Annotated in this window: 11 protein-coding genes and 1 tRNA gene; 4 read left to right on the plus strand and 8 right to left on the minus strand. The window is 69.0% G+C overall.

Features of this window, described 5'->3' with window-relative positions; all coding sequences use genetic code 11:
• Nucleotides 1–115: 115 nt before the first annotated feature.
• The 5 genes from HZI36_RS09750 to hrpA form a co-directional block, all read right to left on the minus strand.
• The gene (locus HZI36_RS09750; RefSeq protein WP_179402446.1) at nt 116–943 is read right to left on the minus strand and encodes a competence/damage-inducible protein A; all 828 of its coding nucleotides are present in this window, start codon (nt 941–943) and stop codon (nt 116–118) included.
• Complete coding sequence (locus tag HZI36_RS09755; RefSeq protein ID WP_179402447.1) at nt 940–1,767, minus strand: EI24 domain-containing protein; 828 nt, start codon at nt 1,765–1,767, stop codon at nt 940–942. Before HZI36_RS09755 ends, HZI36_RS09750 begins: the two co-directional genes overlap by 4 nt.
• A 117-nt stretch (nt 1,768–1,884) precedes the next feature.
• On the minus strand, nt 1,885–2,874 hold the full coding sequence (locus HZI36_RS09760; protein ID WP_179402448.1) for a sterol desaturase family protein: 990 nt from the start codon (nt 2,872–2,874) through the stop codon (nt 1,885–1,887).
• Nucleotides 2,875–2,893: 19 nt separating this feature from the next.
• Nucleotides 2,894–3,883 carry a YVTN family beta-propeller repeat protein gene (locus HZI36_RS09765; RefSeq protein WP_179402449.1) on the minus strand — a complete coding sequence of 330 codons (990 nt, stop codon included), beginning with the start codon at nt 3,881–3,883 and terminating at the stop codon, nt 2,894–2,896.
• A gap of 93 nt (nt 3,884–3,976) precedes the next feature.
• Nucleotides 3,977–8,269 (minus strand): ATP-dependent RNA helicase HrpA, encoded by a 4,293-nt coding sequence (gene hrpA, locus HZI36_RS09770; protein WP_179402450.1) that lies wholly within the window; start codon nt 8,267–8,269, stop codon nt 3,977–3,979.
• A 23-nt stretch (nt 8,270–8,292) separates the two neighbouring features.
• On the opposite strand from hrpA, the gene argA reads away from it, so the two are divergent.
• Both argA and HZI36_RS09780 read left to right on the plus strand, forming a co-directional pair.
• Nucleotides 8,293–9,672 carry an amino-acid N-acetyltransferase gene (argA, locus tag HZI36_RS09775; RefSeq protein ID WP_179402451.1) on the plus strand — a complete coding sequence of 460 codons (1,380 nt, stop codon included), beginning with the start codon at nt 8,293–8,295 and terminating at the stop codon, nt 9,670–9,672.
• Nucleotides 9,673–9,714: 42 nt separating this feature from the next.
• Complete coding sequence (locus HZI36_RS09780; protein WP_179402452.1) at nt 9,715–9,990, plus strand: oxidative damage protection protein; 276 nt, start codon at nt 9,715–9,717, stop codon at nt 9,988–9,990.
• Nucleotides 9,991–10,139: 149 nt separating this feature from the next.
• Here the strand turns inward: HZI36_RS09780 and HZI36_RS09785 are convergent, their stop codons facing one another.
• The 3 genes from HZI36_RS09785 to HZI36_RS09795 form a co-directional block, all read right to left on the minus strand.
• Entirely contained in the window at nt 10,140–11,459 is a 1,320-nt protein-coding gene (locus HZI36_RS09785; protein WP_179402453.1) for an MFS transporter, read from the minus strand.
• A 135-nt stretch (nt 11,460–11,594) separates the two neighbouring features.
• A complete protein-coding gene (locus HZI36_RS09790; RefSeq protein ID WP_179402454.1) occupies nt 11,595–12,803 on the minus strand; it encodes a CaiB/BaiF CoA transferase family protein in 1,209 nt (402 codons plus the stop codon).
• Nucleotides 12,800–14,551 (minus strand): acyl-CoA dehydrogenase family protein, encoded by a 1,752-nt coding sequence (locus HZI36_RS09795; RefSeq protein ID WP_179402455.1) that lies wholly within the window; start codon nt 14,549–14,551, stop codon nt 12,800–12,802. The genes HZI36_RS09790 and HZI36_RS09795 overlap by 4 nt, the downstream gene beginning before the upstream one ends.
• A gap of 120 nt (nt 14,552–14,671) precedes the next feature.
• On the opposite strand from HZI36_RS09795, the gene HZI36_RS09800 reads away from it, so the two are divergent.
• On the plus strand, nt 14,672–15,574 hold the full coding sequence (locus tag HZI36_RS09800; protein WP_179402456.1) for a LysR family transcriptional regulator: 903 nt from the start codon (nt 14,672–14,674) through the stop codon (nt 15,572–15,574).
• Nucleotides 15,575–15,632: 58 nt separating this feature from the next.
• Nucleotides 15,633–15,707 (plus strand) — tRNA-Val (locus HZI36_RS09805).
• The last annotated feature ends 17 nt before the right edge of the window (nt 15,708–15,724 follow it).

Raw genomic sequence — 15,724 nt, forward strand, 5'->3', positions numbered from 1 at the left:
CCACGCGTCGCGTCATCGTCGAGCCGCGCGATGACATCCGGATGACAGGTGGATGACGGGCCGCGTTGTGCGGCCCGTTGCGTTTTTCGCGGATTTCGCGGAGAGAATCGGCCGTTCAGCCGCGCGGCGCGTCGGGCTCGACGATGTCGCCGCCGAGCAGATGCACGCCTTCGCGCAGCTTCACGAACGCGGCCGCGACCGCCTCAGGCTCGCCCTTCACGCCGAGATCGATATGGCGGCGCGCGTAGATGCCGCCCCGCTCCGCATCGCCGACGCTCGGCAGGCTGAACACGCGCACGCCCGGGAAATCGTGCTCGATCTTCTCCATCAGCGGCGTCAGCGTCGATTCCGGCAGTTCGAACACGAAGAGCGAGCGCTCCGCATGCGGCGTCGCGTGGTGCAGATGCGCGTAGCGCGTGTCGAGCACCCACTCGATCATCGGCCACGCCATCACCGGGAAGCCCGGCACGAAATGGTGATCGCCGACCGAGAAGCCCGGAATCTTGTTGTAGCCGTTCGGGATGATCGACGCGCCGCGCGGGAACACGCCCATGTTCAGCCGGTGCTGGTTGTCCGCCGAATCGTAGTCGACGGGCGTCGACGAATTGGTGTGGGTATCGGCGTGCACTTCGCGGATCCGCTCCTGGATCAGCACCTTCGCGTCCGGATGCAGCTCGAGCGGCACGCCGAGCGCGGCGGCCGCGCACTGGCGCGTATGGTCGTCCGGCGTCGCGCCGATCCCGCCGGTCGAGAACACGATGTCGTGCGACGCGAACGTGCGTTTGAGCGTCGCGGTGATCCGCGCCGGATCGTCGCCGACATACTCGGCCCAGTCGAGCGCGAGCCCGCGCGCGCCGAGCAGCGCGATGAGCTTCGCCAGATGCTTGTCCTGACGGCGGCCGGACAGGATCTCGTCGCCGATGATGATGATGCCGATGCTCATGCGTGCCCCATGTCGATCGTCGTCGCGCGCGGCGCCGCGCGCAGGTCCTCCAGCGCGCGCAGGCAGTAGTGCCCGAACCACAGCGCGGAGAACACCAGGATGAAAGCGTAGACCCAGATCATCGCGGCCGCGACGAACGGAAACAGCACCATCGTCCAGACCGACGACACCCAGACGAACGTCGGCACCGTGCCGAGCAGCCCCGTCGCGATTCCGATGCCGAGCAGCGGCCAGCGATGCCGGCTCAGCACCGCCGCGCGCTCGTCGCGGCTCGCGTGCTGCGCGAGCGCGTCGTAGGTCATCACGCGATACGTGAGCCAGCCCCAGATCAGCGGCGGCAGCAGCGCGAAGAACGGCGGAATCAGCCACAGCGGCACCGTGACGACGAGCAGCACGACCGCCGCGAGCGCGGCCCACAGCGCATTGAACGCGCTGCCGAACCAGGTGCCGCCGCGCTTCGCCTCGAGCGCCGCGAACTGGCGCCCGGCCAGATGCTTGACGACGGCCGGCATCGACAGCGTCGCGATCAGCAGCAGCACGGTCAGCACGATCAGCGGAATCGCGAGCGACACGACGACGAACGGCGCGACGACCGCGTGCAGTTGCGGCAGGCCGATCGCGTCGAACATCCGGTACAGCATCGCGGTCAGCGCGAAGCCGTCGAGCGCGGCGCGCGCGCCGTCGACGAGCCGCTGCCACGTGAGCCAGAGCAGCACGCCCCAGCCGACCGCGGCCACGATGAACGGCATGAAGGTGAGCCACAGCATCCGCGGGTGCAACGCACTCGCGAACGCGCGGACGAAGGAGCGCAGCAGGTCGTTCATGCGGGCCCGTCTCGACGAGGAAAATGGGGAAAGGATAAACCACGCGGCCCGGACGCGCTCATGCTCACACGCATGCGCACGCGGGCCGCGATCGGCGGCGGCAACCGCGCGAACGCATCAGGCCGATGCCGCGCCGCCCTTCTTCGACGGGAACAGCCGGCGAAAGATCCGCGCGAACGCGAGCGCGTGCTGCGCCCAGAAGCCGTCGCCGTACGACACGCCTTCGATCTGCTCGCGGATCCCGGTCGGTTCGACCGTGCGGTTCCACGACGCGGTGCCGAACAGCATGTCCCACCACGGAAACAGCACGCCGAAGTTGCAGCCGTACTTCGTGCCTTCGTGGCCGTAGCCGACCGCGTGGTGGCGGCGATGGAACATCGGGCTCACGAGCAGCCGCTCGCCGAGCCGGCCGAACGACACGCGCGCGTTCAGGTGCTGGATGCTCTGCAGGAAGTTCGTCAGCGCGGTCAGCACGACGAACTGCGACGGCGGCACGCCGATCACGAGCGCGATCGCCGCGAAGAACGACGCCTGGATCACGTCGTCGAGCAGATGGTTGCGGTCGTCGCACCACAGCGACATCTGCCGCTGGCTGTGATGAACCGCGTGCAGCTCCCACCAGATGCCGATCTTGTGCTGCCAGCGGTGATACCAGTAGCCGGCGAAATCGAGCACGATCACGTAGATCGCGAACGTGACGAGCGGCTTCGACGTGACGCCGGGCCAGATGTAATCGAGGTTGAAGTTGTCGACGCCGCGCAGGTGCAGCCATGCCTGGAAATTGTCGAACAGCGGCTGGAACGTGAAGAAGAAGAACAGCGTGAAGATGCCGAGCTTCGAGATCAGCGTGTACAGCACGTCGACACGCACCGCGCGGCGGTCGCGCCACCGCTCGACCGGCAGCAGCGCCTCGAGCGGACGCAGCAGCGCGACCATCGCGACCACCTGCAGCGCGCCGACGATCACCCAGTACAGCGCGTCGTACGTGTCCTCGTCGTAGTCCATCAGGTTGAACTTGAACAGCAGCGGCTGCACGACGTCGACGTACAGCCACGTCTGCAGGTTCGACACGAACCCGTCGAGCGCGGCGGCGATCAGGTGGAACACGATCCGGCCCCTTCGCGCGTCACGCGCCGTTCGGCGCCGTCCACGGCGCACGATCGTAGAAGTAGATCCCGTGCGGCGAGCGGCCGACCGAAATCGTCTGGATCAGCTTGCGCGACGGCAGATCGATCACGCCGACCTTCTTCGCGAAGCGGAACGTGACCCACAGCGTCTTCTTGTCGGCCGACAGCTCCATGTCGTCGGGGCCCGGCAACAGGCCGGTGATGTCGCCGACGTTCGTCAGCGTGTTCTCGTCGATGATGCTGATCGTGCTCGCGACCCGGTTCGTGACCGCGACGTGCGTGCCGTCCGCGAGCGAGCGGAAGTTGTGCGCACCCTTGCCGGTATGGATCGTCTTCACGACCTCGCGCTTGACCGGATCGACGACCGCGACGTAATCGGCGCCCGTCATCCCGATCAGCAGGTACTTGTTGCCCGGCGTGAACCACAGGCCCGCCGGCGTCTTGCCGACCGGCATTTTCCACTTGACCGTCTGCGTCGCGAGGTCGATCGCCGCGAGCTCGCCCGACACCTGAAGCGTCACGTAAACCGTCTTGTTGTCGTTCGAGAACGCGAGGTGGCTCGGCATCGTCGCGAGCGGCACGCGCTTCGCGAGCGTCAGATCGTGGCCGTCATAATGGTAGATGTCGACGCGGTCCAGCCGCAGGCCCGCGGACACGAACCACTTGTGGTCGGGCGAGAAGCCGAGCTGGTACGGATCCTCGATCCCCTCGACGGTGCGCTGCAGCTTGCCCGTCTTCGGATCGAGGAACATCAGGCTGTTCGACACCGAATTCGCGACGATCAGCGACGAGCCGTCCGGCGTCGCCATCAGGTGATGCGGCTCCTTGCCGGTCGGCATCGTGGCGACGACCTGGTGGGTCTGCTGATCGATCAGCGACAGCGTCGCTTCGGCCGAATTGAGGACGATCACGTTATTCGCGTGCGCGGCGGGCGCCAGCACAGCGGCGGCCAGCGCAAGCGCTCGGCCGAGAGAGAGGAAATGGCGCATGGAGATTCGCATCGAGGAACAGGCGTTATTGTAAACGTCCGACCGGGCTCCCGGTTGACGGTTTCCACGGCTGTGCCATCTTGACGCGACCCGTCAGCGCTGCATCGACTCCCAGACCTTGTGCAGACGCTTCACCGACACCGGCATCGGCGTGCGCAGCTCCTGCGCGAACAGCGAGATCCGTAGTTCCTCCAGCAGCCAGCGGAACTCCGCGAGCCGCGGATCGGCCACGCCGCCACGCTGCGACAGCGCGCGCTGGTACTGCTGCGCGAGCGGCTGCAGGTCGGCGAACTGGCGCGCATCGCGCGCGGCGTCGGCCTTCAGCTTGTCGATCCGCAGCGCGATCCCCTTCAGGTAGCGCGGGAAGTGCGCGAGCTGCGAATATGGGGTATCGATCACGAAACGCTTGCCGACGAGCGCCGCGAGCTGCTGCTGCAGATCCGCGTGCGCGGCCGCGAACGGCTTTGCCTGCGCGAGCTTCTTCGCGAGCCCCGCATATTCGGCGAGGATCTGTCCGACGAGACGCGCGATCTCCTGCGCGAGCAGGTTCAGGCGGCTCTTGCCCTCGTCGCGGCGCGCGTGGAAGCTCGCGTCATCGACGGGAAGCGGATCCTGCAGGCACGCGCGGTCGAGCGCGGTGTCGATCAGCTGGTCGCGCAGCTCGTCCTGCGTGCCGAGCGACATGTACTGCATCGCCATCTCGCGCAGCCCCGGCAGGTTCTTCTCCAGATACTTGATCGGCTCCTTCAGCTGCAGCGCGAACAGGCGCCGCAGCCCCGCGCGATGAATCCGCGCGGCTTCCTCCGGCGAATCGAACACCTCGACGTCGCAGTGCGTGCCGCGATCGACGAGCGCCGGATAACCGAACAGCGTCTGGCCGCGCCGGCGGATCTCGAGCAGCTCAGGCAGCTTGCCGAAGTTCCACGTCGTCAGGTTCTCGTACAGCGCGGTCGCGCCGGCGTCGGACGTCGCGGCCGTTTGCACGGAGGTTTGCGGGGCCGGACCGCCTTTCGCGCGGCCGGGGGCCGCGCCCTTCATGTCACGGTTCGCGCGCCCGTTCGTGCCCCCGTTCGTGCCCCCGTTCGTGCCGCCGTTCGTGCCGCCGTTCGCCGCGCCCACCGACGCGCCGCCGTCGCGCTGCGCGGCAAACGACCCGTCGCCGGCATCGTCGCCCGCACCCAGGCCGGCCGCGACCATCGTCGACGCCGCCGCGATCTTCTGGAACTGCTGCTGCGCCTGCGCGCCGAGCTCCGCGCGCAACTGCGCGAGATTGCGCCCCATCGCGAGCTGGCGGCCGTGCTCGTCGATCACCTTGAAGTTCATGAACAGGTGCGCGGGCAACGTCTCGAGCTTGAAGTCACTCGTCTTCATCGCGATCTGCGTCTCTGCCCGCACGTCGGCGATCAGCGCCTCGACGAGCCCGCCGCCGCCGAAGCGCTCGCGCCCCATTCTATCGACGAAGCCCGCCGCGTAGTCCGGCAACGGCACGCAATGACGGCGCAGCTTCTGCGGCAGCGACTTCAGCAGCAACTGCACCTTCTCCTTCAGCATCCCCGGCACGAGCCATTCGCAGCGGCGCGCGTCGACCTGGTTCAGCGCGAACAGCGGCACCGCGAGCGTCACGCCGTCGCGCGGCGCGCCGGGCTCGAAGTGGTACGCGAGCGCCATCTCGACACCCGCCATCGTCGCGCGCTTCGGGAACAGCTCGGTCGTCACGCCGGCCGCCTCGTGGCGCATCAGGTCGTCGCGCGACAGGTACAGCAGGCGCAGCTTGTCCTCCGGCTGCCCGCTCTTCTTCACCTCGTCGCGATACCAGCGCTCGAACGCGGCGCCGGTGTGGATGCCGTCGGGAAGCGCCTGATCGTAGAACGCGAAGATCAGCTCGTCGTCGACGAGCACGTCCTGCCGGCGCGACTTGTGCTCGAGCTGCTCGATGTCCGCGAGCAGCTTGCGGTTGTGCGCGAAAAACGCGAGCTTCGTGTCGAACTCGCCGTCGACCAGCGCGCCGCGGATGAACAGCTCGCGCGCGCGCGCCGGATCCTGCCGGCCGAACGCGACGCGCCGCCGCGCGTAGATCGTGAGCCCGTACAGCGTCGCGCGCTCGAACGCGCTGACCTGCGCGGGGCGCTTCTCCCAGTGCGGCTCCGACAGCGATTGCTTCAGCAGATGCGCGCCGACCTTCTCGACCCACTCGGGCTCGATCTTCGCGATCCCGCGCGCGTACAGGCGGCTCGTCTCGACGAGCTCGGCCGCCATCACCCAGCGCCCCGCCTTCTTCGCGAGCGACGAGCCGGGCCACAGATGGAACTTGATCCCGCGCGCGCCGAGAAAGTACGGCTCGTCGTCGGCCTTCAGCCCGAGGTTGCCGAGCAGGCCGGTCAACAGCGCGAGATGGATCTGCTCGAACGTCGCCTCCGCATCGTTGAGCCGCCAGCCGTGCTCGCGCACGACGGTCAGCAGCTGCGAATGCACGTCGCGCCACTCGCGCAGCCGCAGGTGCGACAGGAAGTTCTGCCGGCACGCGTCGACGAGCTGACGATTCGACTTCTTGTGCGCGACCGCGTCCTCGAACCACGCCCAGATCCGCGGCCACTGCATGAATTCGGAACGCTCGTCCGCGAAGCGGCGATGCGCCTGGTCCGCCTGCTCCTGAGCCTCGAGCGGCCGGTCGCGCGGATCCTGCACCGACAGCGCGCTCGCGATGATCAGCACCTCGCGTAGCGACTGCTGGTCGCGCGCGGCCAGGATCATCCGGCCGACGCGCGGATCGAGCGGCAGCCGCGCGAGCTCGCGGCCGAGCGGCGTCAGTTCGTTGTCGTCGTCGACCGCACCGAGCTCGTTCAGTAGTTGATAACCGTCCGCGATCGCGCGGCCCGGCGGCGGCTCGAGGAACGGGAACGATTCGATCGCCGACAGATGCAGCGATTTCATCCGCAGAATCACCGACGCGAGCGACGAGCGCAGGATTTCCGGATCGGTGAAGCGCGGCCGCGCGACGTAATCGCTTTCTTCGTACAACCGAATGCAGACGCCGTCCGCGACGCGGCCGCAGCGGCCCGCGCGCTGGTTCGCGGCCGCCTGCGACACCGCCTCGACCTGCAGTTGCTCGACCTTGTTCCGGTACGAATAGCGCTTCACGCGCGCGAGGCCGGTATCGACGACGTAGCGGATGCCGGGCACGGTCAGCGACGTCTCGGCGACGTTCGTCGCGAGCACGATCCGGCGCGCGTTCGACGCCTTGAACACCTTGTCCTGCTCGGCGGCCGACAGCCGCGCGAACAGCGGCAGGATTTCCGTGTGCGGCGGATGGTGCTTGCGCAGCGCCTCGGCCGCGTCGCGGATCTCGCGCTCGCCGGGCAGGAACACGAGCACGTCGCCGGGGCCTTCGCGGCACAGCTCGTCGACCGCGTCGACGATCGCGTCCATCAGGTCGCGCTCGGCCTCGCGCGCGGTCTTCACACGGTCTCGGCTCGCGGTGCCTTCCGCGTTTTTGACGGCCGGACGATCCTCGGCGACCGGCCGGTAGCGCATCTCGACCGGATACAGCCGGCCGCTGACCTCGATCACCGGCGCGGGTTTGTCGTCGGTGCCGAAGTGGCGCGCGAAGCGGTCGGCGTCGATCGTCGCCGACGTGACGATCAGCTTCAGGTCCGGGCGCTTCGGCAGGATCTGCTTCAGGTAGCCGAGCAGGAAGTCGATGTTCAGGCTGCGCTCGTGCGCCTCGTCGATGATCAGCGTGTCGTACGCGCGCAGCAGCGGATCGGCCTGCGTCTCCGCGAGCAGGATGCCATCCGTCATCAGTTTGACCGACGCGCCGCGCGCGAGATTGTCGGTGAAGCGCACCTTGTAGCCGACGACTTCGCCGAACGGCGTGCCGAGCTCCTCGGCGATGCGCCGCCCGGTCGACGACGCGGCGAGCCGGCGCGGCTGCGTGTGGCCGATCAGGCCGGTGCCGCCGGCGCCGAGGCCGCGGCCGAGCGCGAGACAGATTTTCGGGAGCTGCGTGGTCTTGCCGGAGCCGGTCTCGCCGCAGACGATGACAACCTGATGACCGGCGATCGCGCGCGCGATTTCGTCGCGCTTTCCCGACACGGGCAGGCTTTCGGGGAACGTGATCGGCGGGACGGGATTCGGGGCCGGCCTGGGCGCACGTTCAGGGTTCGGCGCACGCCCGGGATTCGGCGCACGTTCAGGGTTCGGCGTACGTCCGGGGTTCGGCGTACGTTCAGGGTTCGGCGTACGCCCGGGGTTCGGCACACGTTCGGCGCGCGGCGCGCGCGGGTCCGGCGTCGCGGGCTTCGCCGGCTGCGCGCGTGCACCGTCCGGGTGCGCTTTCGAGCGCGCGTCGGCCCGCGGCGCGGCGGGACTTTTAGGTACATTCGACATGGGGGCGCATTATAATCCCGCCCATGAATTCCCAAACCGACCTCCCCCCCGCCCAGTCCGGCACCGCGGCACCGGCGCCGGCCGACGATCTGACCGTCGGCCACGCGCAGTTCGTCGACTGGATGCGCTCCGTCGCGCCGTACATCCACGCGTTCCACAACAAGACCTTCGTCGTCGCGTTCGGTGGCGAAGTCGTACAGGAAGGCCTGCTCAACGCGCTCGTCGCCGACATCGCGCTGTTGCAGGCGATGGGCATCCAGATCGTGCTCGTGCACGGCTCGCGGCCGCAGGTCGAAGAGCAACTGAGACTGCACGGCGTCGAATCCGAGTTCTCGCACGGGCTGCGCATCACCGACGCGCGCGCGCTCGAATCCGCGAAGGAAGCGGCCGGCGAAGTGCGTCTCGACATCGAGGCCGCGATCAGCCAGGGCCTGCCGAACACGCCGATGGCGCACGCGCACATCAGCGTCGTGTCCGGCAACTTCGTGACCGCCCGGCCGGTCGGCATCGTCGACGGCGTGGATTTCGCGCATACGGGCGTCGTGCGCAAGATCGACGCCGAATCGATCCGCCACTCGCTCGCGAGCCGCAAGCTCGTGCTGCTGTCGCCGCTCGGCTTCTCGCCGACCGGCGAGGCGTTCAACCTGTCGATGGAGGACGTCGCGTCGGCCGCCGCGATCGCGCTGCGCGCGGACAAGATCATCTTCCTGACCGAAGGCCCCGGCCTCGTCGACGAAGCGGGCGACCTCGTGACCGAGCTGTCGCTCGACGCGGCCGCCGATCTGCTCGACTCGGGCGAGCTGCAGGGCGACGACGCGTTCTACCTCAAGCACGCGATCCGCGCGTGCCGCGGCGGCGTCACCCGCGCGCACCTGATTCCGCACGCGCTCGACGGCAGCGTGCTGCTCGAGCTGTTCCTGCACGATGGCGTCGGCACGATGGTCTCGTACGAGAACCTCGAGAGCCTGCGCGAAGCGACGCCGGACGACGTCGGCGGCATCCTGATGCTGATCGAGCCGCTCGAATCGGACGGCACGCTCGTGCGGCGCGGCCGCCACCAGATCGAGCGCGACATCGACCACTTCTCGGTGATCGAGCACGATGGCGTGCTGTTCGGCTGCGCGGCGCTGTATCCGTATCAGCAGGAGCGGATCGGCGAGATGGCGTGCCTGACGGTCGCGCCCGAGGCGCAGGGCTCCGGCGATGGCGAGCGCCTGTTGAAGCGGATCGAGCAGCGCGCGCGTGCGCGCGGGCTCACGCGGATCTTCGTGCTGACGACGCGCACCGAGCACTGGTTCCTGAAGCGCGGCTTCGTGAAGGTGACCGTCGACGATCTGCCCGAAGACCGCCGCAAACTCTATAACTGGCAGCGCAAGTCGCTCGTGCTGATGAAGCAGCTCTGAGCGGCCGCCGCCCTCCCCCGACGATTACAGGAGAAGTCCACGATGGCTCGAATGGTTCAATGCGCGAAACTCGGCAAGGAAGCCGAGGGGCTCGATTTTCCGCCGCTGCCGGGCGAACTCGGCAAGCGCATCTATGAAAGCGTCTCGAAGGAGGCGTGGCAAGGCTGGCTCAAGCAGCAGACGATGCTGATCAACGAAAACCGCCTGAACATGGCCGACCCGCGCGCGCGCCAGTATCTGCTGAAGCAGACCGAGAAGTACTTCTTCGGCGACGGCGCGGATCAGGCGGCCGGCTACGTGCCGCCGTCGGAAACCTGACGCGCCCGTCCGCGCGCTCGCGGATGGAAAAAACGGCATCGCGTGCGACACGCGATGCCGTTTTCTTTTGCGCGGCCCGCCGGTGGGCGCGGGCGCGGGCGCGGCCGAGGCCGACGGCGGAGCGTGACCGGCGAGACCGATCGGCCAGATCAATCGGCAAGCGCCGCGGCCTGCGCGGGCGCGCTCGCGCGGCGGCCGCGCGCGAGCGTCGCGATGCAGACGAGCGTGACCGCCGCGAGCGCGCTGTAGAACGCGGCGAGCGGCCACCACTGCCCGGCGAAGCGGTGCGCGAGCAGCGTGCCGATGAGCGGGGTCAGGCCACCGGCGAGTGCCGCGCAGAGCTGGTACGACAGCGAGATCGCCGAGTAGCGCACGCGCACGTCGAACGCGTTCGACATGAAGCCGGCCATCACCGCATACGAGCTCGACATGCACATCACCGCGATCGCGGTGCCGGCGACGATCGCGGCCGGCCGGCCCGTCGACACGAGCACGAACATCGGATACGGCGACAGCATCGCGAGCGCGGCGGCCCACTTCAGAAAGCGCTCGGCGCCGACGCGCTGCGCGAACCAGCCGGACGCGAGCTGCGTGAACAGCTGGATGAATGCGACGACGAACAGGCAGTCGAGCACCATCGAGCGATTCAGGCCGAGCGTCTCGGTCGTGTAGCTCAGCATGAACGTATTCACGAACCACGCGCCGGCGACGCCGATCACGTTCGCGCCGAGGCACAGCAGCACCGTGCGCCACGCGCGCTGCACGACCTCGACGACCGGCACGCGCGCGGTGCGATGCGCGGCCTTCACCGCCTCGAACTCCGGCGACTCGCTCACGCCCGCGCGGATCAGCAGGCCGACGACCAGCAGCACCGCGCTCGCGAGAAACGGCACGCGCCAGCCCCACGCGAGGAACGCGTCCGGCGCGCGGCCGGCGGCGAGACGGAACGCGAGCAGCGCGAGGATCAGCCCGGCCGGGCTGCCGAGCTGCGCGAACGACGCGAGGAACGTGCGCCGACCCGCGGGCGCGTGCTCGCTCGCCATCAGCACCGCGCCGCCCCACTCGCCGCCGATCGCGATCCCCTGCGCGACGCGCAGCGCGACGAGCGCGCACGGCGCGAACACGCCGGCGCTCGCGTAGGTCGGCAGAAAGCCGATGCCGACCGTGCCGAGACCCATGATCGCGAGCGTCGCGACGAGCGCCTTCTTGCGTCCGATCCGGTCGCCGAGATGGCCGAACACGAGCCCGCCGAACGGCCGCGCGAAGAACCCGACCGCGAACGTGCCGAACGACGCGAGCGTGCTGTAGAACGGCTCGTGCGACGGGAAGAACAGCTTGCCGAAAATCAGCGCGGACGCGGTCGCGTAGATGTAGAAGTCATACCACTCGATCGTCGTGCCGACGAAGGCGGCCAGCGCGGCGCGGGCGGGCTGCCGGCGGCCGCCGGCACGGGATTGCGGATCGTTCATCGATGTCTCCAATGTTGTCCCGGTCGCGCGACTGACGCACGCGTTGTCCGGGGGCCGGTATCGCCGCCGGCCGGCAGCTTGTTGTTGGCGGTTTCTTGCCGGTGGTTTCTTGCCGGTCGCTTCTTGTCGGCGGAATCAGCCGGGCGCCTTCAGCACGCCGGCGTCGAGCAGTTGCTGCTGCAGCGCCGGATCGACGCCGAGCCGATCGAGCACCGCGCGCGTGTCGGCGCCGAGCGCCGGCGGTGCCGAGCGGTACGTCGCCGGCGTGCGCGACAGCTTGATCGGCGACGCGGTGCCGCGATAACCGTCGCGCTCGACGAGCAGGTTCCGGTGCAGCGTGTGAGGATCGCGGACGACCTCGTCGACGGTCCGCACCGGCCCGCACGGCACGCCCGCGTCGATCAGCTCGCGCGCGAGCGGCTCGCACGCGTGCGCGGCGAGCCGCGCCTCGAGCGCCGCCTTCAGTTCCGCGCGGTGCGCGCAGCGGCTGCGGTTGTCGGCGAAGCGCGGATCGTTTGCGAGTTCTGGCGCACCGAGGTGCGCGCAGAGACGCGCGAACTGCCGGTCGTTGCCGACCGCGAGAAAAATCGGCGCGGTCGCGGTGCGGTAGCTGTCGTACGGCGTGATGTTCGGATGCGCGTTGCCGCTGCGCGCCGGCACGCGGCCCGAGCCGAAGAAGTTCGGCAGATGCGGATGCAGCAGCGACACGCCGCAGTCGTACAGCGCGACGTCGACCGACTGGCCGTGCCCGCTCTTCTCGCGCTCCGCGAGCGCGAGCAGGATGCCGGCGAGCGCGTTCAGGCCCGTGACCATGTCGACGATCGGCAGGCCGATTCGCGTCGCGTCGCCGTCGCGCTCGCCGTTCACGCTCATCAGCCCCGCCATCGCCTGGATCACCGCATCGTAGCCGGGCCGGCCGCCGAGCGGGCCGTCGGCGCCGAAGCCGGTCACCGCGCAGTGGATCAGCCGCGGAAAACGCGGACGCAGATCGCGCTCGTAGTCCATTCCCCAGCGCGCGAGCGTGCCGGGCTTGAAGTTCTCGACGAGCACGTCGGCATCCTCGAGCAGCCGCCACAGGATCGCGCGCCCTTCGTCGCGCGACAGGTCGAGCGCGATCCCCGTCTTGTTCCGGTTCACGCCGACGAAGTACCACGCGGTGTCACCGAGAAACGGCGGCCCCCAGCCGCGCGTTTCGTCGCCGTCCGGCGGCTCGACCTTGATCACGTGCGCGCCATGATCGGCGAGCGCCTGCGTACAGTACGGGCCGCCGAGCACGCGGCTCAGATCGACGACCTTCAGGCCGGCCAGCGCACCCGCCGGCACGTGCTCATGCGGCGCGTTCATTGCGCGCCCTCCGGCAGCAGGCCGAGCGCCGCGTCGAGCGACACCGGGCGGTCATGCAGCAGTGCGTCGAACACCGCCGCATCGTTCGCGTGCGGCACGACCGCGAGCGGATCGGCCGGCAGCAGCTTGTAGCGCAGGATCAGATGCGCAAGCGCGAGACGGCGGTAGTCCGGCGCGAGCTGCACGCCCTCGCATGCCATCAGGATCGCGGCGCTCGCGTAGTACAGCGCCGAGCTGGCCTGACGCACGAGCGCGTCGTCACCGGCTTCGGCGACCTGCATGAGCGCGTCGCACGCACGCGCGAACACGCGCCGCAACGCCGCGCGGCTCGCATCCGGCAGCGGCGCCGCGCCGAGCTTGTCGCCGAGGAACGTGCGCAGCGCGTCGAGCGCCTGCTCGCGCTGCGCGGCGCGTGCGACGTCGAGCGCGACGATGTTGCTCGTGCCTTCCCAGATCGAGCCGAGATGCGCGTCGCGCAAGAGCCGCGCGTCGCTCCACTCCTCGATGTAACCGATGCCGCCGCGCACCTCCATCGCGTCGCCGGTCACGCGGCGCGCATCGCGGCACGCGCGGAACTTGATCAGCGGCGTCAGGATCCGCACGCAGCGCGCGGCCGCCTCGTCGCCCGCGTCCGCCTTCGGCAGCAGCAGCGCGATCTGCATGAAGAACGAGCGCGCGGCCTCGGTCGGCAGCAGCATCTTCATCAGCTGACGCTGCATCAGCGGCATGTCGATCAGCCGACGGCCGAACGCCTCGCGATGCGCGACGATGTGAAGCGCCTCGTTCATCGCGCGCCGCATCAGCCCCGCCGCGCGCACGCCGTTCGACAGCCGCGACATGTTGATCATGTCCGCCATCTGGTGGAAGCCGCGGCCCACCTCGCCGATCAGGTAGGCTTGCGCGCCTTCCAGCGTGATCTCGCCGCTCGCCATCGAGCGGGTGCCGAGCTTGTCCTTCAGGCGCACGATCCGGTAGCGGTTGCGCGTGCCGTCCGGCAGCGTCTTCGGCAGCAGGAACAGCGCGAGCCCCTTGATCCCGGCCGGCGTGCCGTCAGGCCGCGCAAGCACCATCGCGAGATCGGCGTCCGCGTTCGAGCAGAACCACTTGTCGCCGTAGAGGCGCCAGACGGCGTTGCCGTCGGCGTCGGTCTCGCGCGCGGCGCGCGTCGCGATCCGCGCGACGTCGGAGCCGGCCGCCTGCTCGGTCATGAACATCGCGCCCTGAAAGAGTTCGTCCGGATCGCGCGACGCGAGCATCGGCAGATAACGCGCGACCAGCTCCGGATCGCCGAAGCGGCGCAGCGTGCGGGTCAGCGAGTCGGTCATGCTGACCGGGCAGCAGAGCCCGAATTCGGCCTGCACGAACAGGAACGTCAGCGCGTACTTGACGAGCGGCGCCGCCGGCTCGGGCTGATGGCTCAGCGACGCGAGCCCGAGCTCGCCGAACGCGACACGCTCGAGCGCGACGTACGCCGGATGCTTGTCGATCCGCTGCAGCGACTCGCCGCGCCGGGTGCGGTGCTCGAGCTGCGGCGGATGCTTGTCCGCGCATGCGGCCAGCTCGTCGAGCTCGCCCGACACGCGCGCGCCGAGCGCGCGCAGTTGCGGCTCGAGCGCCGCATAGTGCGCGTCGCCCAGATGCAGCTTCAGCAGCGCGCCCAGATCCGGATCGGCAGCGAAAAAGTCCGCGCCGCGGCTGTCGGGGATGTTGTCGGCGCCGGTGCGCGGCGCAAGAACGGTGTCGGTCATCGATTCGTCTCCTTCGTTGTGCATGCAGCGTAGAGGGGCGATCGATAAGCGTCCAATACAGGATTTATTCGGTACGATAAGCTGTGTTTATCGATGAGATCGACGGGACGGAGGCGCGCGATGGAACTGAAGCAACTGCGGTATTTCGTGGCGGTCGCCGAGGAACTGCATTTCGGGCGTGCGGCGAAACGGCTGTTCATCTCTCAGCCGGCGCTGAGCTTCGACATCCGCAAGTTCGAGGAGTCACTCGGCGTGCAGTTGTTCGCGCGCACCAGCAAGTCGGTCTCGCTGACGAACGCGGGCGAGGTGCTGCTCGGCGAGGCACGCCGGTTGCTGTCGCAGGCGGCGGAGGCCGAGCGGCTGACCGTGCGCTCCGCGTCCGGCCTTGCCGGGCGGCTGCGGATCGGCTTCGTCCATTCGATGCTGTACCGCGGGCTGCCGGACGCGGTGCGGCGCTTCGAAGCCGACTATGCGGGCGTCGAGGTCGTGCTCGCCGAGCTGAACACGCAGGCGCAGGTGCAGGCGCTGCAACGCGGGCAGATCGATCTCGGCTACGCGCACTGGGGCCACTTCCCGCCGGAGGTCGAGTCGACGCCGATCTACGCGGAGCCGTTCGTCTGCTGCCTGCCGGCCGCGCATCCGCTCGCGCGGCACGAGCGGGTCGCGCTCGCGACGCTCGCGCAGGAGCCGTTCATCCTGTTCCCGCGCGACGCGGCGCCGCACTATCACGACCTGATCATCGCGCAGTGCGTGAGCGCCGGCTTCAGCCCGCTGATCCGCCACGAGGCGCGGCTGTGGCAGACGGTGCTGTCGATGGTCGAGTTCGGGATGGGCGTCGCGCTCGTGCCGCGCGTGCTGACGCAGGTGCGCAGCGACCAGTTGGCGTTTCGGCCGCTCACCGACGCGACACTCGAATCGCGCACGCTGGAGCTGAGGCGCAGCGGACCGGCAGAGCCGGTCGGGCTGCGGTTCGCCGAGTATCTACGCGCGGCGCTCGATGCGGGATCGGCTGGGGACGCATAAAAATTTGAAGAAAGTACTTTACGAGCCCCAAAAAGCCTGACATAATTTTAGCTTCTTTGGGCGGTTAGCTCAGCGGTAGAGCACTGCCTTCACACGGCAGGGGTCACTGGTTCGATCCCAGTACCGCCCACCAAAGAATATTCCGGGATG

This window comes from Burkholderia guangdongensis, assembly GCF_013403875.1.
Classification (GTDB): domain Bacteria; phylum Pseudomonadota; class Gammaproteobacteria; order Burkholderiales; family Burkholderiaceae; genus Burkholderia; species Burkholderia guangdongensis.